The organism is Streptomyces formicae, assembly GCF_002556545.1.
Taxonomy (GTDB): Bacteria; Actinomycetota; Actinomycetes; order Streptomycetales; family Streptomycetaceae; genus Streptomyces; species Streptomyces formicae_A.
In genome coordinates this window covers 1,879,075-1,900,747 of the sequence record NZ_CP022685.1, presented here as the reverse complement: position 1 = coordinate 1,900,747, position 21,673 = coordinate 1,879,075, and the positions used below count along the sequence as shown (strand labels likewise).

Here is a 21,673-nt window from a genome sequence, read left to right as displayed (position 1 = left end):
CTATGGCGTACGACGCAGATGTGATCGTGATCGGGGCGGGGCTCGCCGGGCTCGCGGCGACCGCGGAGCTCGTCGACGCGGGCCGCCGGGTCATCCTCGTCGACCAGGAGCCCGAGCAGTCGCTCGGCGGCCAGGCGCACTGGTCCTTCGGCGGGCTCTTCTTCGTCGACTCGCCCGAGCAGCGCCGCCTGCGGATCAAGGACTCGCACGCGCTGGCCCTCCAGGACTGGATGGGCACGGCCGCCTTCGACCGTCCGGAGGACCACTGGCCGCGCAAGTGGGCCGAGGCGTACGTCGACTTCGCGGCCGGTGAGAAGCGGTCCTGGCTGCACGGGCAGGGCGTGCGGTTCTTCCCGGTCGTCGGCTGGGCCGAGCGCGGCGGGTACGACGCGCAGGGGCACGGGAACTCGGTGCCGCGCTTCCACATCACCTGGGGGACGGGCCCCGGACTGCTCGCGCCGTTCGTGCGACGGGTGCGCGAGGGCGTGGCGCGCGGCCTGGTCCAGCTGAAGTTCCGGCACCGCGTCAGCGGCCTCGGGCGCAGCGCGGGCGCCGTCGACACGGTCACGGGCGAGGTCCTGGAGGACTCGTCCGTGGAGCGCGGCAAGGCCAGCAACCGCGAGGTGACGGGATCCTTCGAGTTCCGCGCGCAGGCGGTGATCGTCACCTCGGGCGGCATCGGCGGCAACCACGATCTCGTACGCGCCAACTGGCCGCAGCGGCTCGGCAGCCCGCCCGAGAAGATGATCTCCGGGGTGCCCGCGCACGTGGACGGCAGGATGCTCGGCATCGCCGAGGGCGCGGGCGCGCGCCTGATCAACCGCGACCGCATGTGGCACTACACCGAGGGCATCGAGAACTGGCACCCCATCTGGGACAAGCACGGCATCCGCATCCTGCCGGGCCCCTCCTCGCTCTGGCTGGACGCGCGCGGCGACCGCCTCCCCGTGCCGCTCTTCCCCGGCTTCGACACCCTCGGCACGCTCGAACACATCATGGGCACGGGGTACGACTACACGTGGTTCGTGCTCAACCAGCGCATCATCGGCAAGGAGTTCACGCTCAGCGGCTCCGAACAGAACCCGGACCTGACGGGCAAGTCGGTGCGCGGGGTCATCGACCGGGCGCGGTCCGAAGTGCCCGGTCCCGTCAAGGCGTTCATGGACCACGGCGCCGACTTCGTCGTCGAGAAAGACCTGGGCGCGCTCGTGCGCGGCATGAACGCGCTGACCAAGGAGCCGCTGATCGACGAGGCCGCGCTGCGCCGCACCCTCGCCGCGCGCGACCGCGAGATCGCCAACCCGTTCACCAAGGACCTCCAGGTCACCGCGATCCGCGGCGCCCGCAAGTTCCTCGGCGACCGGCTCATCAGGGCCGCGGCCCCGCACCGGATCCTGGACCCCAAGGCCGGGCCGCTCGTCGCCGTGCGCCTCAACATCCTCACGCGCAAGACCCTCGGCGGCCTGGAGACCGACCTGTCCTCGCGGGTCCTGACCGAGGGCGGCCGGCCGCTGGAGGGCGTCTACGCGGCGGGCGAGGCCGCCGGGTTCGGCGGCGGGGGAGTGCACGGATACCGCTCGCTCGAGGGCACCTTCCTCGGCGGCTGCCTCTTCTCGGGGCGTGCGGCGGGGCGCGCGGCCGCGGCCGCCGTCCGGTAGGCGCTGACCGCGGGCGGCGAAAGTAAAGCGCATACATCGGGCGACCGGGGGTTACCCCAGGTGAGGAGCGAAGTCGGCAGATTCTGAGATGAGTTGGTGAAGAGCCAGCGTACGGGCGGGTCTTGACGTGGAGTGCCGCCTACCGCTTTGCTGTGCGTGATCATCCGAACGCAGCCGCGCCGGGGAGGACGTCCCGCGGTGTCACCACCCCCACCCCCACTGGGCCGTTCCCGCAAGAAGCGGACGGCGCACGCCTTCGACGCCGCACTCGACGACGCCGAACTCGTCGTCGCACGCACCGCGTTGACCCAGGGCCGCTGGACCGAGGTCCGTGCCCTGCTCGCCGCCACCGGGAGCGACTGGGACCGCAGGGGCCACCGTTTCGACGTCCTCGCGCAGGAACCCACCACCGAGGCGTGGGTACGCGACTGGCGGCTCGCCGAGCCCGAGAGCTACGACGCCGAGGTGCTGCTCGCCTTCGCCGCCGTGCACAAGGCCCTGCGCGGCAAGGCGCGTTCGGACAAGGTGCGCGCCCTGTGCCGCGAGGCGGCCGCGCGGCAGCCCGCCGATCCGACGCCCTGGCTCGCGCTGCTCCTGCTCGAACGATCCCTCGGCCGCGAGGAGGACGTCGTGCGCCTCTTCGACGAGGTCCGCCACCGGCACCCCGAGCACCACCACGCCCACCACCTCATGGTGGCCAGGCTCGCCGAGCGGCGCCCCGCCGCCGGGCAGGACCCGATGCACGAGGTCTACGACTTCGCCTCCTGGGCGGTCGAACAGGCACCCGCCGCCTCGCCGTTGGCGGTCCTGCCGGTCGTCGCGCACGCCGAGCGCTACCGGGTGCTTGCCGCCGCGGGCCTGGAATCCGCCGATCCGGCCGCCTCCGGGCACTGGACGGGGCGCCGCGCCCGCGGCGTGATGAAGACCGCCTTCGACTGGTGGCTGGAGTGGCAGAGACCCGGCGCCCCCACGCATCCGCGCGCCTGTGTCGACCTCAACTTCCTCGCCCACGCCACGTTCTGCGAGGGCAGGGCGGCCGAGACCGCCGCGCTCTTCCACCGCATCGGCAGGCACGCGACCTCGGCCCCCTGGTCGTACCCCGACCGGGATCCGTACGCGGCGTTCGGCGCCGCGCGGGCCGCGGCGCTCGGATCGGCCTGAGCATGCGTCCCCGATCAGGACCCGCAGCGGTTTCCCGCAGCAGTTCCCCGCACCAGTTCTCCCATCAGTCCCCCGAAAGGACGACCGCGCCATGGCGACGGGCAGTTCGCGCACGAGCGGCAGCAGCACCCTCGGTGATCCGACGGGTGACACCGGCATCAGCACGTACAAGGGCCAGGAGACCGCGCTGCGGGCCGGGCGGCTCGGCACGGCGGGGCTGCTGCTCTCCGTGCTCGCCGCGACCGGGCCGCTGATGGTCGTCGCCGGTGTCATGCCCACCACATACGGCGTGATGGGGGTCGTCGGACAGCCCCTGCTCTTCCTCATCCTCGGCGTCGTCCTCGCCCTCTTCAGCTTCGGCTACGCGGAGATGAGCCGGCACGTCCACAACGCGGGCGCCTTCTACGCGTACATATCCCGGGGCCTCGGCGGCACCGCGGGCGCCGGTGCCGCGCTGGTCGCGCTCGTCGCCTACAGCGCGTTGCAGGCCGGTCTGTACGGCATGCTCGGCTTCGAGGTGTCCGGGCTGCTCCAGACGTACTTCGAGGTCGAAGTCGCCTGGTGGATCCCGGCGCTCGTTGCCGTCGCCGTCGTCGCGGTCCTCGCCTGGCTGAAGATCGACCTCAACGCGCGCGTGCTCGGCGTGCTGCTGCTCATCGAGGTGGCGCTCGTCGTCATCTTCGACATCGCGGCCGTCGCGGACCCGGCCAAGGAGGGCCTGTCCCTGCACGCCTTCAACCCGGACACCCTCACGGGCGCGGGCGTGGCCACCTCGCTCTGCTTCTGCATCGCGGCCTTCACCGGCTTCGAACAGGCGCCCGTCTACGCCGAGGAGACCAGCCGCCCGCAGGTCGTCGTGGCCCGGGTGATGTTCTTCGCGGTGGGCTTCGTCGCGATCTTCTTCGCCTTCAGCTCCTGGGCGCTCACGGTCGCCGCGGGCCCTTCCGGCATCGTCCCCGCCGCCCAGGAACAGAGCGCGGGACTGCTGTTCAACCTCACCGAGTCCCGGCTCGGCGGCACCTTCACCGACGTCCTCCACGTCCTCTTCGTGACCGGCATGTTCGCGGCGATCCTCAGCTTCCACAACGTCGTCGCGCGCTACGCCTTCGCGATGGGCCGCGAGCGGCTGCTGCCGGCCGCGTTCGGCCGCACCAACACCGCGACCGGCGCGCCCGGCACCGGATCGCTGCTCCAGACCGTCGTCTCCGTCGTGGTCGTCATCGGCTTCGCCGTCGCCGACGACGGCCCCGCGGGCGACCCGACCGCGCCCGTCCTGCACCTGTTCACCTGGGGCGGCAACATCGGCGCGCTCGGCGTGATCCTCCTGATGGCCACCGCGTCGATCGCCGTCATCGTCTTCTTCGTCCGCAGGGGAGCGGCCCGCGCCCAGGTGTGGCGGATCACCGCGTCCGCGCTCGCCACGGTCGGCCTGCTCGTCATCGCCGGGTACACCGTCAAGGACTTCGACGTCCTGGTCGGCGCGGGCAAGGACTCGGCGCTCAGCTGGGTGCTGCCCGGCATCATCTTCCTCGCCGCCCTGATCGGCGTGGTCTACGGCGTGGTCCTGCGCTCCAGGAACCCCGCCGCGCACGCCCGCATCGGGCTCGGCAACGAGGCGTTCCAGCTGGAGAAGGCGTCCGGCGGCGCGGAGATGTGACGGAACGCTGACGACCGCACGCGGCCCCTGGCCTCCGGGGGCCGCGAGTGCTCGAATCGAAGCGTGACCACGCGACAGACCGAAGCGGACGAGGGGCGGGACGCCGGGCGGGACGACGGGCGTGGAACGCCCGTCGGGCGCCGCATCGTCCTCGGCATGCTCGGCCTGGGCGCCCTGGGGGTGGCCGCCGCGCCCCCGCTCCAGCGCGGGCTCGAGGCCTTCCTCGGCGCCGCCGCCGACAAGGACCCCACGGGCCTGACCGAACTCCTGCCCAACGGCGGTGGGTTCCGCTACTACTCGGTCGCCGCCTCCGTGCCGCACAAGAGCCCGTCGTCGTACCGCCTGAGGATCGACGGACTCGTCGAGCGGCCCGTCACCCACACCCTGGCCGCGCTGCGCGCCTTCCCGCAGACGCGTCTGGTCCGCGACGTGCAGTGCGTGACGGGCTGGCGGGTGCCGAGGACGCCGTTCGAGGGGGTACGGCTCGGCCGGCTCCTGGACGCCGCGGGAGTGCGTCCTGAGGCCCGTGCCGTACGGTTCACCTGCTTCGACGGGACGTACAGCGAGAGCCTCACCCTCGAACAGGCCCGCAGGAAGGACGTCCTTGTCGCCCTGCGCATGCAGGACGCGCCGCTCGGCCACACCCACGGCGGTCCCGTCCGCCTCTACGCCGCCCCGATGTACTTCTACAAGTCGGCCAAGTGGCTCTCCGGCATCACGCTGACCGACGAGGTCGTGCCCGGCTACTGGGAGCGGCGCGGCTACGACGTGGACGCGTGGGTCGGCCGGTCGAACGGACGGGACGATGAGCCGACTGTCTGAGGTGGCCGGGGCGCCGGAACGCGTACGCAGGTTCAGCCGCGCCCAACGGTGGGTGCATCGGCTCACGGCCGTGCTGATGGGGGTGTGCGTGGCGAGCGCCGCCTGCCTCTACGTCCCCCAGTTCGCCGAGCTCGTGGGCCGCCGCGCTCTGGTGGTCACCGTCCACGAGTGGTCCGGGCTGCTGCTCCCCGCCCCGTTCCTGGCGGGCCTGGCCTCCCGTGCCTTCCGCGGCGACCTGCGCCTGCTCAACCGCTTCGGTCCGCACGACGGCGCGTGGCTGCGGGCGGCGCTCCGGCGCGGGCCGAGGCCCGGGGCGGGCAAGTTCAACGCGGGTCAGAAGGTGTTCGCCGGGTGGCTGGCCGGGGCGGTGCTCGTGATGCTCGGCACGGGGCTGCTGATGTGGTTCACGCACCTCGCACCCTTGGCGTGGCGCACGGGGAGCACGTTCGTGCACGACTGGCTGGCGCTGGCCATCGGGGTGGTGCTCGCCGGGCACGTGGGGATGGCGCTCGGGGATCCCGAGGCGCGGCGGGGCATGCGGACCGGGTCTGTGGACCCGGGGTGGGTGGAGCGGGAGCATGCGCTGTGGCGACGGTGACAGGGGGTTGACGTCACGTCGCCGGCTGCGCCGAGCTCGTCCTCAAGCGCCGGACGGGCTCGATATTTCGGTCCCCGCCGTCGTCGGCTTTGATCACCGGCTGCGCCGAGCTCGTCCTCAAACGCCGGACGGGCTGGGATTCCCCCGGACGGGCTGGGATTCCCCCCGGACGAGCTGAGATTCCGCCGGCCGGGCTGAGATTCCCCCGGACGGGCTGAGACGTTCGCGGCCGGGCTGCGATGTGCAGCCCGGCCGCAGGAATGTCTGCCCGGTGGCGGAAGGCGAGCGATTCTCAGCCCCTCCGGCGTTTGAGGAGCGGGGTCCGGGGCGGAGCCCCGAGGAGACGGCGCGCTAGATGACCAGCGACAGGAGCAGGACCAGCCCACCCGCCACCACGGAGATGATCGTCTCCATCACCGACCACGTCTTGATCGTCTGCCCCACGTCAAGACCGAAGTACTCCTTGACCAGCCAGAACCCCGCATCGTTGACATGCGAGAAGAACAGCGAACCCGCACCGATGGCCAGCACCAGCAACGCCGTGTGCGAGGTCGACATGTCGGCCGCCAGCGGAGCGACAAGCCCCGCCGCCGAGATCGTCGCGACCGTCGCCGAGCCCGTCGCCAGACGGATCGCCACCGCGATCAGCCACGCGAGCAGCAGCGCGGGGATCGACCAGTCCTTGGAGAAGTCCAGGATCATCTGGCCCACGCCGACGTCGATGAGCGTCTGCTTGAAGCCGCCGCCCGCGCCCACGATCATCAGCACGCCCGCGATCGGCGCGAGCGACTTCTCGACCGTCGTCGAGAGCCGGTCCTTGGTGAAGCCCGCCGCACGGCCCAGCGTGAACATCCCGACGATCACCGCCGCGAGCAGCGCGATCAGCGGCGAACCGATGACGTCGAAGACCCGCTGCACCGTGGCCTGGGGGTCGTCCACCACGATGTCCACCAGCGCCTTGGCCAGCATCAGGACGACGGGCAGCAGCACCGTGGCGACGGTCGCGCCGAAGCCGGGGCGCTTGTCCAGGTCCTCCGAGGGACGCTGCGGGATCATCTTCTCAGGGGCGGGGACATCCACCCAGCGGGCCGCGACCTTGGCGAAGAGCGGGCCCGCGATGATCACCGTGGGAATGGCCACGAGGACGCCGAGCGCGAGCGTGACACCGAGGTTGGCGTCGACCGCGTCGATCGCCACGAGCGGACCCGGGTGCGGCGGGATGAGCCCGTGCATCACGGACAGACCGGCGAGCGCCGGGATGCCGATCCGCATCAGCGAGTAGTTGCCGCGCTTGGCGACCATCAGGACGACCGGGATCAGCAGCACGATGCCGACCTCGAAGAAGAGCGGCAGACCGATCACCGAGGCGATGAGCACCATCGCCCAGGGCATCGCGCGCCCGCCCGCCTTGGCGAGGATCGTGTCGACGATCTGGTCGGCGCCGCCGGAGTCGGCGAGCAGCTTGCCGAGGATCGCGCCGAGGGCGATGAGGACGCCGACGCCCGCGACGGTCGAGCCGAGGCCGGTGGTGAAACTGGCGATCGCCTTGTCCAGCGGCGCGCCAGCGAAGGCGCCGAGCGCGAGTGACCCGACGGTCAGCGCGAGGAAGGCGTGCAGCTTGAACTTGGTGATGAGCAGGACGATGACGGCGATGCCCGCGAGGACGGCGATCCCCAGCTGGGCATGGCCCGCCGAGGTGATCGGCTCGACGGGGTCCGCTGCCAGCATCTCGACGCTGAGATGGGTCACGGTTGTTTCCTTGTGCGTGGGTGCCCCGTAAGGGGCGCGGGGAACTGCGCGACCAGCCCGATGCGGCCCGCAGACGAATTGCCTAGCCGAGGAGGTGAAGCGCCTCGAAGGCCCGATCGGCGATCTCCTCGGGGCCACCCGAGACATCGACGTCGACACCCGCCTCGTCCGCCCCGAGGGGCTGCAACGTGGCGAACTGGGAATCGAGCAGCGCCGTGGGCATGAAGTGGCCCTGGCGGTGCGACATCCGCTCCTCGATGAGGGCCCTGTCACCGGTGAGGTGGACGAAGACGACGCCGGGCGCGGCCGCCCTGAGCCGGTCGCGGTAGGCGCGCTTGAGCGCCGAGCTGCTGACCACCCCGCCGTGTCCTGCCCTGCCGTGCGCCCAGGCGCCGATGGCATCGAGCCACGGCCACCTGTCGTCGTCGGTGAGCGGCGTACCGGAGGACATCTTCTGGATGTTCTCCGCCGGGTGGAAGTCGTCGCCCTCGGCGTAGGGAACGCCGAGCCGGTCCGCGAGCAGGGGGCCGATCGTGGTCTTGCCGGTTCCTGCCACGCCCATGACTACGACGACGTGGGGGGTGCTCATCGCTGGTGCCTCGCTGTCTTCATGTCCTCATCGACATCGGTCGCGCGGACCGGGACCGAAGGGGGGTGGCCCCGGTCCACGCGTTCACGCCACTGAAACCCATTAGGTCTGACGAATTCAAGTGCCTGTGATGTAAAAGTCTGACTTATTGTTCCCGGGCCACTCCTCGTAGGCTTCCGTCATGACCGCACAGGCCCGAGGGCTGCACTCCCGCGTACTGGAAAGCCTCGGGCCCGCCATCACCGCGGGGGAGTACCCGCCAGGCAGCGTGCTGCGCACCGACGAGCTGGCCCAGCGCCTCGAGGTCTCCCGCTCCGTGATGCGCGAGGCGGTCCGGGTCCTGGAGTCCATGCACCTCGTCGCCTCCCGTCGCCGCGTGGGCGTGACCGTACTGCCCACCGAGGAGTGGAACGTCTACGACCCGCAGGTCATCCGGTGGCGTCTGGCGGGCGCCGACCGGCCGCGCCAGCTGCGCTCGCTCACGGTGCTGCGGTCCGCGATCGAGCCCGTCGCCGCGGGACTCGCGGCCCGGCACGCCACCGCCGAGCAGTGCGCCGAGCTCACCGCGTGCGCGCTCGGCATGGTCGCCCACTCGCGGGGGCACCAGCTGGAGGGCTATCTGAAGCACGACGTGGCCTTCCACCGGGTGATCCTCAACGCCTCGGGCAACGAGATGTTCGCCCGGCTCGGCGATGTCGTCGCGGAGGTCCTGACCGGCCGTACCGCACACCAGGTGATGTTCGAGGACCCGGACCCGCCCGCCGTCACCCTGCACGTCCGGGTCGCCGAGGCGGTGCGCGAGGGGGACGCGGCCCGCGCCGAGGCCCTGACGCGGGAGATCGCCGAGGGCGCCCTCCAGGAGCTGGACATCCTCGCGCCCTGAGGCGGGGGAGCCCCGGACGGTCGGCGACAATGGGCACCATGTCCCGACGCGCCGCACGCCCCGCCCGTACCGCACGCCCCGCGAACTGCCCCTGCGGCCACCCCGTGCCGTACGAGAAGTGCTGCGGCAGGCTGCACCGGGGCGAGGCCGCGGCGGCCACCCCCGAGGAGCTGATGCGCTCCCGCTACAGCGCGTTCGCGGTCCGGGACGAGGGCTACCTCCTGCGCACCTGGCACCCGAGGACGCGGCCGCCGCGCGTGGAGTTCGACCCCGCGACGCGCTGGACGGGCCTGACCATCGAGGACACCACCGAGGGCACGGCGTTCCACCCGAGGGGCACGGTCACCTTCCTGGCCCGGTACACCGACGGGGGCCGCGCGGACTCCCTGCACGAACACAGCACGTTCGAACGCGTCGACGGAGCATGGGTGTACGTCGACGGCACGTTCATCGACTGAACCGGGGGCGACCGCGCGCCGGGTCCGCAGCGGACGCCTGTCCGAGAACCGACGTGACCCGGCCATCGGTGTACCCGTGCGCGTGGGACTGCTGGGAAGCGGAGGTTCACACGGGGTGTGTCCGCGGCGCGCGGGGTGCGGCCGCGCGGGGCCCCCGACGCCGCCGACGGGCCCAAATGCCCTGACCCGCCCGCCTGTTCGAGGTGGCGGAGCGGCCGTGCACATAGGCGGGAACCGGCGCTGCGGGCGACCGGTGCCACCAGTAGCGTCTGCCTGCTTCCTGTCCCTTTCGCGGTCCCGTGCACGCATCCGCGGTCCCGCGCACGCAGTCCCGTACGCCGCGCGAAGAAAGAGGCGCCCGATGGCCGACACCGGACAGCACCAGCAGAGCCAGCAGAGCTACGAGCGCCACCTGGGCGGCAGCCCGGAAGCGGAACGCCTGCTGTTCGAGCGCCTGGCCCAGGAACTGATGAAGGTTCAGGAGAAGAACCGGCGCGGCGCGGGGGCCGCCACCCCCGGCCGCGCCTTCCACGAGAAGGCGGCGCTCGGCGTGGAGAACGCCCGGCTGCGCTTCCACGACGAGCTGCCCGACGCCCTGCGGCAGGGCTTCGCGCAGCCCGGAGCCGAGTACGCGGCGACCGTGCGGCTCTCCAACGCCAGCGGCATCCGGCAGGCCGACGGAGCCCCCGACCTGCGCGGCGCCGCGGTGCGCGTGACGGTGTCCGCCCGCGAGAGCCACGACCTGCTCGCCACCAACCACCCGGTCTCGCACGCCCGCGACGCCCGCGAGTTCGTCGCCTTCGCCAAGGCCATGGCGGGCGCCACGACCCCGCTGCGCAAGGCCGTCGGGCTGCTGGTCAAACTCCCGCTCGCCGTCGGCCTCTCGACCGCCGCCCGCATGCGCCGCAACGTCCGGGCCGCCGCCCGCCACACCGTCGAGAGCCTGGCCGGTGAGACGTACTGGAGCCGCGGCGCCATCCTGTGGGGCGAGGCGGGCCCGGTCCGCTATCTGCTGCGTCCCACGGGCAGCGCCACCACCGCCAAGGCGGGCTCCGGACGCCGCGATCCGCAGTACCTGCGGCGGGAGTTGGAGACCCGGCTCGCCCGCCAGGACGTCGCCTTCGAGCTCTGCGTCCAGCGGTACGCCGACGCCGTGCGCACTCCCGTCGAGGACGGCTCCGTGGAGTGGCTGGAGTCCGTCGCGCCCGCGCTGCCCGTGGCCACGCTCACCGTGCCGAGCCAGGACCTCGACACCGCCGAGGCCCGCGCGGCGGGCGGCCGCGTCGAGGTGATCGGCTTCAACCCCTGGTACACCACCGACGACTTCCGTCCGCTGGGCAACCTCAACAGGGCCCGCAAGGCCGCCTACGAGGCGAGCGCCGCCTACCGGCACGGACTGCGCTTCGTCACCGAGGAGCCGCTGCGCAACAAGGTGCTCGGCGTGCCCGTCGGCGCCGCGTTCCGGCTCCTGAACCGCTTCGTGCCCTGGCACAAGCTGCCGTTGCAGGCGAGCCTGCTCAACCTCGTCTTCCTGCGCCAGGCGCTGCGCCGCTTCAACCTCATCGACACCGACCCGCACGAGGCGCCCCCGAAGGCGGTCCCCGTGCCCGCGCCCGTCGACGAGAGGCTGCGCACGGCGCGGTCCTACGACGGGACGTACAACGACCTCTCCGCGCCCACGATGGGCGCCGTCGGCGCACCCTTCGGGCGCAACCTCGCCCCCCAGTACCGGCCCGACCTCTTCGACACCCCGAACCCGGTCACCGTCAGCCGCCAACTCCTGTACCGCGACACCTTCCTGCCCGCCACGTCGCTGAACGTCCTCGCCGCCGCCTGGATCCAGTTCCAGGTCCACGACTGGGTCAACCACCCGCGCCACAAGCCCGGCGGCAAGGCCGTCGAGGTGCCCCTGCCGGCCGGGAGCACCTGGCACAACACCCCGGGCGGCCCCGCCGAGCGCGTGATGCGCTTCGCCGAGAACGAGGGCATCGAGCTGCCCGGCGACCAGCCGCCGCTCCTCTTCGCCAATGCCGCTTCGCACTGGTGGGACGGTTCTGAGGTCTACGGCGAGAGCGAGCAGACCGCGAGGTTCCTGCGGGAGCCCGACGGCGGCGACAAGCTCCGCCTCGAAGACGGCCATCTGCCCATCGGCCAGAACGGCATCCCCCTGACCGGCTTCGCCGAGAGCTGGTGGCTGGGCCTGAGCGCCATGCACACGCTCTTCGCCCGCGAGCACAACGCGGTCTGCGACGCGCTGCGGGCGGCCTACCCCTCGATGAGCGCCGAGAGCCGCTACCACACGGCACGCCTGGTCGTCTCCGCCCTCATCGCCAAGATCCACACGGTGGAGTGGACGCCCGCGATCCTCGCCACCGAGGCCATCGACCTCGGTCTGCACACCAACTGGGACGGGCCGCCGCAGAGTTGGCTGAACAAGCTCGGCCTGTGGCTCCTCGAATCCCACTCGCTGACGGGCATCCCCAAGACGCTCCCCGACCACCACGGCGCGCCGTACTCCCTCACCGAGGACTTCGTCACCGTCTACCGGATGCACCCGCTGATCCCCGACGACTACGAGATGCGCGAACACCACTTCGGGCAGCGCCTGGAGGCCCTCACCTTCAACGACATCCAGGGCGGCGCGGCCGAGGCGGCCATCCGCAAGACGGGCCTCGCCGACACGCTGTACTCCCTCGGCATCGCCCACCCCGGAGCGATCACGCTGCACAACTTCCCGCGCGCGCTCCAGCGGTTCGAGCGCGACGGCGAGATCATCGACCTCTCCGTGGTCGACCTGGTGCGCACCCGCAGGCGCGGCGTGCCCCGCTACAACGACTTCCGCGCGGGCCTGCACAAGGAGCGGATCCGGCGCTTCGAGGACCTCAGCGAGGACCCCGGGACCGTCGCGCGGCTCAAGGACGTCTACCGCTCGGTCGACGAGATCGACACCGTCGTCGGCCTGTTCGCCGAGAACCCGCCGCACGGCTTCGGCTTCAGCGACACGGCCTTCCGCATCTTCATCCTGATGGCCACCCGGCGGCTCCAGAGCGACCGCTTCCTGACCGTCGACTTCCGCCCCGAGATCTACACCCCGCTCGGCATGGACTGGGTGCAGAAGGGCGGCATGAAGTCGGTGCTCCTGCGGCACGCCCCGGAACTCGCGGGCCTGCTGCCGCGCGGCGCGAGCGCGTTCGCGCCCTGGCGTCAGGTGCAGCCGGTCAGCGGCGGGGGCGGGGGCGGACATGCCGGAGGCTGACGACGGCCCGGGAGTCCCCGGCGACCCGGGGCACCCCGGCCTCGCGGACCTGTTCGCCAGACCGCTCCTGGAGACGGTCTGGCGGCGCCGCACGCACCGGGTGAGCCGAGGTGCCGACGTCCCCGCGGGCTCGATGAGCCATCGCTCCACGCACGAGCCGCGCCCCCTGTCCGAACTGGAGGAAGCGGTCCTCATCGCGCTGACCGGGTGCACGGGCCTGACGATGCCGGACCGTCCCTTCGACGACCCGCGCGACGGCACGCCCATCATGGCGAAGCCGAACATGACCATGGCGGGCCGCACCGCGGGCAGCCCGGACAACGCGCAGGCCACGCACTTCTTCCTGATCAACGACTCGGGCACCTACTTCCTGCGAAGGCTGCCCCCTGCCCCTTCCGCACCCCTGGACGCGCGGCGCCTGGTCGAGCGGGCGCGGCTCGCGAAGGTCCGCGTCCTCGACCACCGGCTCGACGTCGCCGAAGGGCTGCGCGACTTCCCCGCCTACCTCGACTCGAACCGCTTCCTGTCCAACCTGCCGGGAACGACGCTCCTGTTCCCCGTCGTGGACCTCTCCCACCAGTACATCAACGCCCTGATGTACCTGCTCACCCAGCCCGACCAGGCCCGCCCCACCCTCGTCGACGACCGCAACTTCTACCGTCCCGCGGGCGTCAAGAAATGGGTCCGCAACGGCTTCCTCAACGGCGACCTGAAACTGCCGCTGGGCGCCCTCGGCCCGCTGCGCACCCAGATCGAGGCGGACCTGCTCCTGCAGAACCTGATGCTGACCGCCGAGGCGATGGGACTCGGTGCCTGGATCCACGCCTCCGTCAACCCTCAGATCGCCCTGGGCGACCCGAAGTTCTCCCGCGCCTACGGCCGCATGCTCGGCTTCTCCTTCGTCACCCCGCGCTGGCGCCTGCCCGACCTGTGGCGCTGGCACGTGCCGCTCCCCAAGTACGCGACGGTGCGCGCGCATCCGGTGGGCCTGACGTCCCCCGAGGGCGAGACGCTGATCGCGGCCGCGTGCCCGCCCGCCCACCGCACCATGCGCGAGGCGGTCGACACGGTGATCCGCGACAAGTTCGGGCCCGGCGGCGTCTACGGGGACAAGGACGTGTTCGCGCGCATCTACAAGGAGCAGTACGGGCAGCGTTATCTGGCGGAGGCCAGCGCGTACGAGGAACGGGTCGTCGAGTGCGCGCGCGACATCTGCCAGTACATCCACGACACGCACCGCCGCTTCCCCGCGCACACGGACGCGATCCACGTGCCCGGGGTGTGGCTCCAGGTGCACCACGTGGAGACCGAGTACTACGAGAGGTTCTTCAGGAACGGGCTGACCGACGCGCACCGTCGGCACGAGGGCCTCTGGGACGGCTGACCGCACCGGGGGTCACACCAGCGACGGCACCACGCAGTCGATCAGGAAGGGCCCCGGCTCGGCGAGGCCACGCTTCAGCAGGGCCGCGAACTCCTCGGCGGTGTCCGCCCGTTCGGCGGGCACCCCCATGCCGCGCGCCAGCGCGACGAAGTCGAGGGAGGGGCCCGAGAGGTCGAGCAGCCGACGGGCCCGCGCCCCCTCCGCGACGGCCCCCACCGCCCCCAGCTCCAGATTGAGGATCGCGTACGACCGGTTGTCGAAGACCACGGTCGTGACGTCGAGCCCTTCCCTGGCCTGCGTCCACAGCGCCTGCACCGTGTACATCGAGGCGCCGTCCCCGACCAGCGCGAGCACGGGCCGCTCGGGGCAGGCCACCGCGGCGCCCACGGCGAGCGGCAGCCCCTGGCCCATCGCCCCGCCGGTCAGCGTCAGCCAGTCGTGCGGCGGCGCGCCCGCGGTGGCGCCGGGCAGCCAGAGCCCCGAGGTGTTCGCCTCGTCCACGACCACGGCGCCCTCGGGCAGCAGCGCCCCGATCACGGCGGCCGCCGTCTCGGCGGTGAGGTCGCCCGAGGGCAGCGCGGGCCGCGCGGCCTCCTCCGGTACGGGGGATCCGGGCCCGAGCACCTCGGCGAGCCCAGCGAGCGCCGCCGTCACGTCCTCCGCGCCCGCCGCGAGCGTGTGCACCCGGCACCCCTCGGGGAGCAGGTCGCCGTCCTGCCCGGGATAGGCGAAGAAGGCGACGGGCGACGTGGCCCCGGCGAGCACCAGGTGCCGTACGCCCGCGAGCCTGCGCCGCGCGGCGGCGGGGAGGTAGGCGAGCCGCTCGACGACGGGGCGTCCCGCGCCGCGCTCGGCACGGGCGGGGAACGTCTCGCACAGCAGCTCCGCGCCGGTCGCGGCGGCGATCCGCGCCGCGGCCGCGAGCCCGGCCCCGCGCACGGCCTCGCCGCCCAGCAGCACGGCCGCGCTCTCGCCGGAGCGCAGCGCGTCGGCGGCGCCGGTCACCGCGTCCACCGAGACGAGCCCGCGCCTGGCGGGGCGTGGCGGTGTGGCGGCGGGCGGGTCGCCCGCGTCCGACCAGGAGACGTCGGCGGGCACCACCAGGGTCGCGATGCGCCCCGGCGGCCCGGTCGCGGCGGCCACCGCTTCCGCGACGTCGCCCGCGAGTTCGGCGGCGTGATACGTGCGCCGCGTCCAGCCGGAGACCGTTCCGGCGAGCGCCTCGATGTCGGACTCCAGGGGCGCGTCGAGCCGCTTGTGGCGCAGCGCGTGGTCGCCGACGACGTTGACCAGCGGGGTCGCGGCGCGCCGCGCGTTGTGCAGGTTGGCGAGGCCGCCCGCGAGCCCGGGGCCCAGGTGGAGGAGCGTGCACGCGGGCCGTCCCGTCATCCGCCCGTACCCGTCGGCCGCGCCGGTGGCGACGCCCTCGAAGAGGCAGAGCACGGGACGCAGTGCGGAGGCGTCCTCCAGTGCCGCCACGAAGTGCATCTCGGAGGTCCCCGGGTTGGCGAAGCAGGCGCGGACCCCCGCGCCCACGAGTCCTTCGATCAGGATCTGCGCTCCGTTCGGCATGGCGGTCCGCCTCTGCTCGGTGGGCAGGGTGTGCGGGGGCGTCGGTGGCCGACGTCCGGCGCGTGGGAGGGGTGCCAGTCTTCACGGAGTCCGGTCCTGGACGGCAGCCGGGATCCGGCCAGCCGGACCGGGTCCGCCGGGGCCGAACCTGCGCCGGTAGTCGCTCGGGCTCAGCCCCGTCTCCCGGCGCAGCCTTGCGCGCAGATTGGCGGCCGTCCCCAGGCCGCTGCGGCGCGCGACGACGTCCAGACGTTCCTCGCCGCGCTCGATGAGTCGGCAGGCCAGGGCCACGCGCTCGCCGGTCAGCCAGGCCAGCGGGGTGGTGCCGAGCTGGGCGCGGAAGCGGCGGTGCAAGGTGGCCGGGCTGACCCCCGCGCGGGCCGCGAGGTCCGCCACGGTGAGCGGCTGCCCGAGCCGCTCCTGTCCCCAGGCGAGCAGCGGCGCGAGCGAGGCGTCCCGCACTTGTGGGACGGGCCGCTCCACGAACTGCCGCTGGCCCCCGTCCCGGTGGGCCGCGAAGACGAGTCGCCTGCTCACGGAGTTGGCGACCTCGGCGCCGAAGTCGCTGCGCACGATGTGCAGGCCCAGGTCGAGGGCGGCCGAACTGCCCGCCGCGGTGAGGATGTCGCCGTCGTCGACGAAGAGCACGTCCGGTTCGAGCCGCACGGCCGGAAACCGCTCCCGGAAGGCGTCCGCCCACTGCCAGTGCGCGGTGGCCCTGCGCCCGTCGAGCACCCCGGCCTCGGCGAGGGTGAAGGCGCCGCTGCAGAAGCCCACCAGGCGGGCCCCGCGCGCGTGCGCCCCGCGCACGGCGTCCAGGACGGCGGGCCGCCGGGGGACCTCGGTGTCGGGCCTGTTGGGCACGATCAGGGTGTCCGCGGTCTCGGCCGCTTCGAGCCCGGCGACTCCGGTGAGCGTGAAGAAGCCGTCCCGCATCAGGGTGCCGGGCTCCGGCGAGCAGAGCGCGAAGTCGTAGAGCTCGCGGCCGAGTTCGGGCCTGCGCAGGCCGAAGACCTCCGTGGCGCAGCCGAGTTCGAAGGGGTTGGAGTTCTCGTCGACGATCACCACGACGCGGTGGGGACGGCCGGGCGACGGCTGCGAGGATCCTTGTGGCATGTGCGATTTCTAGCACTCGCGCACGGTGGCGCGCACGGTCGATGATCGCTGCATGAGCACCGAACCCCTCTCCCTCGACCAGGCACTCGCCTCCTTCGACGCCCTGTGGAGCCCGCGCGTCGTCACGCGGGTCAACGACTACGACGTACGCGTCGCGAAGGTCGAGGGCGAGCACCTCTGGCACGTGCACGACGACACCGACGAGTTCTTCCTCGTGCTCGGCGGCGAGCTCCACATCGACCTGCGGGAACCGGCGGGGGAGCGCCGGGTCACGCTCCCGGCGGGCTCGGTCTTCACCGTCCCGCGCGGCATCGAGCACAAGCCGTACGCCCCCGACGGCGCGCGGATCCTCCTCTTCGAGCCCACCGGAACCCTGACGGTGGGCGACCGGCACGACGAGATCCCGGACCACGTGGACGCGACGACGGGGCACGCGCTCACCGGTCCCGGTCTCCCGGGCCCCCTCTCTGTTCAAATTTGACTAGACTGGCGCGCATGCCAGAGAAAACCATCCCGCTCCTGCCGTGCCAGGAGATCCAGCCGGTGGTCGACTTCTACACCGCGCTGGGTTTCGAGACGACCTTTCTCCAGAAGAGCCCCTACGCCTACGCCGACCTGGAACGCGGCACCATCGAGCTGCAGTTCTTCGCCATGAAGGGGTACGACCCGAAGGAGTCCTACTCCGGCTGCTACGTCCTCACCGACGACGTGGCCGACCTGCACACCGCCTTCCGCGCGGGGCTCAAGGCGGCGTACGGCAGGATCCCCGCCCGGGGACTGCCCCGCATCGGACCGCTCAAGGACATGTCGTACGGCGTGCGGCAGTTCCTGATGACCGATCCCGGCGGCAACAGCATCCGCGTCGGACAGCCGATCAGCGAGGACCCGTCGATGCGCCCCGCGCCCAAGGGGACCTTCGCGCGGGCCCTGCACACGGCGGACCTGTTCGCCGACTCCAAGGAGGACCTGCCGGGCGCCGCGAAGATCATCGATCGCGCGCTGGGCCTGACGGACGAGCGGCCCACCCCCGAACAGGAGGTGCGGCTGCTCGTCCTGCGCGGCGACATCGCCCAGCGGCTGGGCGACGACACCCTGGCCGAGAGCCTCCTCGCCCGCGCCGCCGGGGTCCAACTCTCCGAGGCGGAAAGGGAGTCGACGCGCGACGCGCTGGCGCGCCTGGCCGAACTGCGGGCCTAGGGCCGGGACCCGCACGTCAGGGCCTCGTCAAAGTCCCCGTGCGCGGCGCCAGGGCGGCGTCAAGGCCCGTGTCCACGGCGGCCGTCGGGGGAGTGGGTGAGGCACGCTCCCCCAAGGGCGTCCGCCCGGGAGACCGCCCCGCTGGACCGAGCTGGACCGAGCTGGACCGAGGGGCTGTCATGAGCGACGACGTACGACCCGGAGCGCTGAAGGTCTATCTGGGGTCGGCCCCCGGCGTCGGCAAGACCTGCCGCATGCTCGACGAGGCGCATCGCAGGGCCGCCCAGGGCACCGACGTGGTCGTGGGGGCCGTCGAGTGCCACGGGCGCCCGTACACCGAGGCGTTGCTCGCGGGGCTCGACGTGCTGCCGCCCGCCGGGGGCGGCCTCGACCTCGCGGCGCTGCTCGCCCGCCGCCCGCGCCTCGCCGTCGTCGACGACCTCGCGGTCGTCAACACCCCGGGCGGCGGCCGTCGTTCGCGCCGCTGGCAGGACATCGAGGAACTGCTCGCGGCCGGTGTCGACGTCATCACCGCGGTCGACATCCGGCACCTGGAGTCCCTCAACGACCTCGTCGAGAAGATCACCCGGGTGCCCGTCACCGGGACCGTCCCCGACCGCGTCGTCCGCCGCGCCCGGCAGATCGAGCTGGTGGACATGGACCCCGAGGCGCTGCGCCGCCGCATGGCGCACGGCGGCATCCACGCGCCCGAGGACATGGACGCGGCCCTCGCCCACCACTTCCGCCCCGGCAACCTCACCGCGCTGCGCGAACTCGCCCTGCGCCGGCCGGCCGGACACGTCGGCGCCGCCCTGGAACGCGCCAGACTGGCCGAGGCCACCGCCGAGGTCGAGCCGGTCAGGGCCGCCGACCGGATGCGCACCGCGCTGCTGCGGGCGGTCGGCCACGACCTGCGCACCCCGCTGGCCGCGGCCCTTGCCGCCGTCGCCTCGCTGCGCAGCCGCGACGTGCGGTTCTCCGCCGAGGATCGCGACGCCCTGCTCGCCACCGCGGACGAGTCCCTCGCCAAGCTGGACCGTCTGGTGGCGAACCTCCTCGACCTGAGCAGGCTGGAGGCGGGCGCGCTCACCCTCGCCCTGCGGGCCACCGCCCTGGAGGAGGTCGTGGTGCCCGCGCTCGAAGCGCTGCCCGAGGGCGGGCACCGCATCGAGACGCGGCATCTGGAGGAGGCCCCCGCCGTCCTCGCCGACCCGCCCCTCCTGGAGCGCGTGATCGCCAACCTGATGGGCAACGCGGCCCGCCACTCGCCGCCCCACGAGCCGGTCCTCGTCTCGGCGAGCGCGCTCGCCGACCGCGTCGAACTGCGCGTCGTCGACCGGGGCCCCGGACTGCCCCCGACCGGCCGCGATCGGCTCTTCGCACCGTTCCAGCGGCTCGGCGACACCGACAACAGCACCGGGCTCGGCCTCGGGCTCGCGCTCGCGCGCGGCCTGACCGAGGCCATGGACGGCACGCTCACCCCGGAGGACACCCCGGGCGGCGGGCTCACGATGGTGCTCTCGCTGCCCTGCGCGGCCCGGCCGGGGGACCTCAGCCCACGTGTACCCGCGGTCGCCTCTCCGGGTCCGGCTCGGCCCGGCGCAGCACCTCCCGGGTGACGGGCGCGACCTCGCCGTCGCCGAAGACGAGGAAGCGCAGGAGGTGGCTGATCGGATTGCCCTCGGTCCAGTTGAAGTAGGCGTGCGGGACCTGTCCCGTGCGGTCGCGGATCTCGATCAGGACGGCCGCGATGGTGTTGGGCACCCCGGGACCCGCCACCCGCAGCCTGCGCGAGTGGTGCTTCTCGTCGCCGCACACCGTCAGCGAGGTGGTGAAGTCGGAGGAGTTGCGGACCAGGACCTCCAGGAAGAGCACGGGCTTGCCGTCGGGGATGTGGGTCTGCTCGCGCTGGCTGTACTCCTTGGCGCGGTACTCGGCGGTGCTGTGCTCCTGCGGTTCGTTGGCGATGATCCGCACCGGCCCCGACGCGGCGACCTCGTCGATGAGCCGGGCCGCCGTCTCGTCGAACACCACGCCCGTCGACCGCAGTTCGAAGGCCCTGTGCACCCGGGACGCGAAGGACGTCAGGACGATCCCGAGGATGAAGAGCGCCGCGATCTTGATGCCGTCGGGCCGCTCGACGACGTTGGTGACCAGGGTGTACGCGAACACGGCGGTGATCAGGCCGAAGCCGAGGGTGGCCGCCCGGTGCCCCCGGTGGCGCACGGCGACCGTCGAGGCGAAGGCGGCGGAGAGCATCAGGACGAGGACGCCGGTGGCGTAAGCGCCGCTCTGCGCGTCGACGTCGGCGTTGAACCACAGGGTGATGGCCACCGCGATCGCCATGAAGACGAGGACCAGCGGCCGCACCGCCCGCGTCCACTCGGGCGCCATGCCGTAGCGCGGCAGGTAGCGCGGCACGATGTTGAGAAGACCGGCGAGCGCGGAGGCCCCGGCGAACCAGAGGATGGCGATCGTCGAGACGTCGTAGAGCGTGCCGAACACCTCGCCCAGGTGCTCGTGCGCCAGATACGCGAGCGCCCGCCCGTTGGCGGGGCCGCCCTTCTCGAAGTCGCCTTGCGGGATCAGGATCGTCGTCGCCAGGCTGGACAGCAGCAGGAAGCAGCTCATCAGGAGCGCCGCCGTGGTCAGCAGCTTGCGGGTGTCCCTGATCCGGCCCGCCGGCTTCTCGTAGGTGTCCGTGTCGTCGCCCCGGACCTGCGGCATCACCGCCACGCCGGTCTCGAACCCGGACATGCCGAGTGCCAGCTTCGGGAAGACGAGCAGCGCGACGCCGACCATGACGAACGGCGAGGAGTGCTCGGCCGTCATCGCGCTCCACCAGTCGCCGACGCGCACCGGCTCGCTGAGCACCAGCCACACCGAGGTGGCGAGCACGACCAGGTTGAGCGTGAGGAAGACCCCGACCAGGGCGACGGCCACCCCGATCGCCTCGCGGAACCCCTTGAGGAAGACCGCGCCGAGCGCCGCGATCAGGACGAGGGTGATCAGGACGTTCTCGCCGTCCAGCCAGTGCGGGGCGAAGGGGTTCTCCACGACGTGCGCGGAGGCGTCCGCGGCGGACAGCGTGATGGTGATGATGAAGTCCGTGGCGGCGAACCCGAGCAGGACGAGGACGAATATCTTCCCCGACCACCACGGGAGCAGCCGCTCCAGCATGTGGATCGAGCCCTCGCCGTGCGGCGACTCCTTGGCCACCCTGCGGTAGACGGGCAGCGCGCCGAGGAGCGTCAGGGCGATGAGGACCAGGGTGGCGAGCGGCGAGAGCAGTCCGGCGGCGAGGGCCGCGATGCCCGGCTGGTAGCCGAGCGTGGAGAAGTAGTCCACGCCGGTCAGGCACATCACGCGCCACCACCTGTGGCCCTGGTGCTCGGCGGGCGGGGTGGAGTGCGGGCCCTGGTGCCGCGCGGACTGCTCGGTGATTCCTTCGAGGAGCCAGGCGCGCAGGTGCCGTCGTGCCGTCGCGGTCATGTCGACATCGTCACCCGCAGCCGTCAAAAAGGCGTGAAGACCGGGCCGTTCCGCGCGAAGAACGCGCAAGGGGAGCGCTTC

Annotated in this window: 17 protein-coding genes; 12 read left to right on the top strand and 5 right to left on the bottom strand. The window is 72.6% G+C overall.

Annotated elements, in window-relative coordinates; genetic code table 11:
* Nucleotides 1-2: 2 nt before the first annotated feature.
* From KY5_RS07760 to KY5_RS07740, 5 genes are all read left to right on the top strand, one after another.
* Nucleotides 3-1,658 carry an FAD-binding dehydrogenase gene (locus tag KY5_RS07760; RefSeq protein ID WP_098241520.1) on the top strand — a complete coding sequence of 552 codons (1,656 nt, stop codon included), beginning with the start codon at nucleotides 3-5 and terminating at the stop codon, nucleotides 1,656-1,658.
* A gap of 198 nt (nucleotides 1,659-1,856) precedes the next feature.
* On the top strand, nucleotides 1,857-2,819 hold the full coding sequence (locus tag KY5_RS07755; RefSeq protein ID WP_098241519.1) for a hypothetical protein: 963 nt from the start codon (nucleotides 1,857-1,859) through the stop codon (nucleotides 2,817-2,819).
* Between the two features lie 91 nt (nucleotides 2,820-2,910).
* Complete coding sequence (locus KY5_RS07750) at nucleotides 2,911-4,476, top strand: APC family permease (protein WP_098241518.1); 1,566 nt, start codon at nucleotides 2,911-2,913, stop codon at nucleotides 4,474-4,476.
* A gap of 156 nt (nucleotides 4,477-4,632) precedes the next feature.
* Nucleotides 4,633-5,298, top strand: a complete 666-nt coding sequence (locus KY5_RS07745) for a molybdopterin-dependent oxidoreductase (RefSeq protein ID WP_098247110.1) — start codon at nucleotides 4,633-4,635, stop codon at nucleotides 5,296-5,298.
* Entirely contained in the window at nucleotides 5,282-5,896 is a 615-nt protein-coding gene (locus KY5_RS07740; protein ID WP_098241517.1) for a cytochrome b/b6 domain-containing protein, read from the top strand. The genes KY5_RS07745 and KY5_RS07740 overlap by 17 nt, the downstream gene beginning before the upstream one ends.
* A gap of 351 nt (nucleotides 5,897-6,247) precedes the next feature.
* On the opposite strand, the gene KY5_RS07735 is transcribed toward KY5_RS07740, so the two are convergent.
* Both KY5_RS07735 and KY5_RS07730 read right to left on the bottom strand, forming a co-directional pair.
* A complete protein-coding gene (locus tag KY5_RS07735) occupies nucleotides 6,248-7,645 on the bottom strand; it encodes a GntP family permease (protein WP_098241516.1) in 1,398 nt (465 codons plus the stop codon).
* A gap of 82 nt (nucleotides 7,646-7,727) precedes the next feature.
* A complete protein-coding gene (locus KY5_RS07730; RefSeq protein ID WP_098241515.1) occupies nucleotides 7,728-8,234 on the bottom strand; it encodes a gluconokinase in 507 nt (168 codons plus the stop codon).
* A 181-nt stretch (nucleotides 8,235-8,415) separates the two neighbouring features.
* On the opposite strand from KY5_RS07730, the gene KY5_RS07725 reads away from it, so the two are divergent.
* From KY5_RS07725 to KY5_RS07710, 4 genes are all read left to right on the top strand, one after another.
* A complete protein-coding gene (locus tag KY5_RS07725) occupies nucleotides 8,416-9,117 on the top strand; it encodes a FadR/GntR family transcriptional regulator (RefSeq protein WP_098241514.1) in 702 nt (233 codons plus the stop codon).
* Nucleotides 9,118-9,155: 38 nt separating this feature from the next.
* Nucleotides 9,156-9,575: a YchJ family protein gene (locus KY5_RS07720; RefSeq protein ID WP_098247109.1), complete on the top strand. Its 420-nt coding sequence runs from the start codon at nucleotides 9,156-9,158 to the stop codon at nucleotides 9,573-9,575.
* Between the two features lie 361 nt (nucleotides 9,576-9,936).
* On the top strand, nucleotides 9,937-12,831 hold the full coding sequence (locus KY5_RS07715; protein ID WP_098241513.1) for a peroxidase family protein: 2,895 nt from the start codon (nucleotides 9,937-9,939) through the stop codon (nucleotides 12,829-12,831).
* The gene (locus KY5_RS07710) at nucleotides 12,818-14,215 is read left to right on the top strand and encodes a hypothetical protein (RefSeq protein WP_098241512.1); all 1,398 of its coding nucleotides are present in this window, start codon (nucleotides 12,818-12,820) and stop codon (nucleotides 14,213-14,215) included. Before KY5_RS07715 ends, KY5_RS07710 begins: the two co-directional genes overlap by 14 nt.
* 12 nt (nucleotides 14,216-14,227) lie before the next feature.
* On the opposite strand, the gene KY5_RS07705 is transcribed toward KY5_RS07710, so the two are convergent.
* A complete protein-coding gene (locus tag KY5_RS07705; protein ID WP_098241511.1) occupies nucleotides 14,228-15,787 on the bottom strand; it encodes an acetolactate synthase large subunit in 1,560 nt (519 codons plus the stop codon).
* An 81-nt stretch (nucleotides 15,788-15,868) separates the two neighbouring features.
* Entirely contained in the window at nucleotides 15,869-16,903 is a 1,035-nt protein-coding gene (locus KY5_RS07700) for a helix-turn-helix domain-containing protein (protein WP_098241510.1), read from the bottom strand.
* A gap of 52 nt (nucleotides 16,904-16,955) precedes the next feature.
* On the opposite strand from KY5_RS07700, the gene KY5_RS07695 reads away from it, so the two are divergent.
* The 3 genes from KY5_RS07695 to KY5_RS07685 all read left to right on the top strand — a co-directional run bounded on the left by KY5_RS07695 (nucleotide 16,956) and on the right by KY5_RS07685 (nucleotide 19,719).
* The gene (locus KY5_RS07695) at nucleotides 16,956-17,384 is read left to right on the top strand and encodes a cupin domain-containing protein (RefSeq protein ID WP_098241509.1); all 429 of its coding nucleotides are present in this window, start codon (nucleotides 16,956-16,958) and stop codon (nucleotides 17,382-17,384) included.
* 14 nt (nucleotides 17,385-17,398) lie between these two features.
* Nucleotides 17,399-18,100 carry a VOC family protein gene (locus KY5_RS07690; protein ID WP_098241508.1) on the top strand — a complete coding sequence of 234 codons (702 nt, stop codon included), beginning with the start codon at nucleotides 17,399-17,401 and terminating at the stop codon, nucleotides 18,098-18,100.
* Nucleotides 18,101-18,279: 179 nt separating this feature from the next.
* Nucleotides 18,280-19,719: an ATP-binding protein gene (locus tag KY5_RS07685; RefSeq protein WP_098241507.1), complete on the top strand. Its 1,440-nt coding sequence runs from the start codon at nucleotides 18,280-18,282 to the stop codon at nucleotides 19,717-19,719.
* On the opposite strand, the gene KY5_RS07680 is transcribed toward KY5_RS07685, so the two are convergent.
* Nucleotides 19,652-21,592, bottom strand: a complete 1,941-nt coding sequence (locus KY5_RS07680) for an amino acid transporter (RefSeq protein WP_098241506.1) — start codon at nucleotides 21,590-21,592, stop codon at nucleotides 19,652-19,654. The genes KY5_RS07685 and KY5_RS07680 overlap by 68 nt on opposite strands.
* Between the last annotated feature and the right edge of the window lie 81 nt (nucleotides 21,593-21,673).

What these genes read in the sequence shown, in the direction of transcription:
- KY5_RS07760 (WP_098241520.1), top strand. Translation starts at nt 3, where the DNA reads ATGGCGTACGACGCAGATGTGATCGTGATCGGGGCGGGGCTCGCCGGG.
- KY5_RS07750 (WP_098241518.1), top strand. Translation starts at nt 2,911, where the DNA reads ATGGCGACGGGCAGTTCGCGCACGAGCGGCAGCAGCACCCTCGGTGAT.
- KY5_RS07745 (WP_098247110.1), top strand. Translation starts at nt 4,633, where the DNA reads ATGCTCGGCCTGGGCGCCCTGGGGGTGGCCGCCGCGCCCCCGCTCCAG.
- KY5_RS07740 (WP_098241517.1), top strand. Translation starts at nt 5,282, where the DNA reads ATGAGCCGACTGTCTGAGGTGGCCGGGGCGCCGGAACGCGTACGCAGG.
- KY5_RS07730 (WP_098241515.1), bottom strand. Translation starts at nt 8,234, where the DNA reads ATGAGCACCCCCCACGTCGTCGTAGTCATGGGCGTGGCAGGAACCGGC.
- KY5_RS07725 (WP_098241514.1), top strand. Translation starts at nt 8,416, where the DNA reads ATGACCGCACAGGCCCGAGGGCTGCACTCCCGCGTACTGGAAAGCCTC.
- KY5_RS07720 (WP_098247109.1), top strand. Translation starts at nt 9,156, where the DNA reads ATGTCCCGACGCGCCGCACGCCCCGCCCGTACCGCACGCCCCGCGAAC.
- KY5_RS07715 (WP_098241513.1), top strand. Translation starts at nt 9,937, where the DNA reads ATGGCCGACACCGGACAGCACCAGCAGAGCCAGCAGAGCTACGAGCGC.
- KY5_RS07710 (WP_098241512.1), top strand. Translation starts at nt 12,818, where the DNA reads ATGCCGGAGGCTGACGACGGCCCGGGAGTCCCCGGCGACCCGGGGCAC.
- KY5_RS07705 (WP_098241511.1), bottom strand. Translation starts at nt 15,787, where the DNA reads ATGCCGAACGGAGCGCAGATCCTGATCGAAGGACTCGTGGGCGCGGGG.
- KY5_RS07700 (WP_098241510.1), bottom strand. Translation starts at nt 16,903, where the DNA reads ATGCCACAAGGATCCTCGCAGCCGTCGCCCGGCCGTCCCCACCGCGTC.
- KY5_RS07695 (WP_098241509.1), top strand. Translation starts at nt 16,956, where the DNA reads ATGAGCACCGAACCCCTCTCCCTCGACCAGGCACTCGCCTCCTTCGAC.
- KY5_RS07690 (WP_098241508.1), top strand. Translation starts at nt 17,399, where the DNA reads ATGCCAGAGAAAACCATCCCGCTCCTGCCGTGCCAGGAGATCCAGCCG.
- KY5_RS07685 (WP_098241507.1), top strand. Translation starts at nt 18,280, where the DNA reads ATGAGCGACGACGTACGACCCGGAGCGCTGAAGGTCTATCTGGGGTCG.
- KY5_RS07680 (WP_098241506.1), bottom strand. Translation starts at nt 21,592, where the DNA reads ATGACCGCGACGGCACGACGGCACCTGCGCGCCTGGCTCCTCGAAGGA.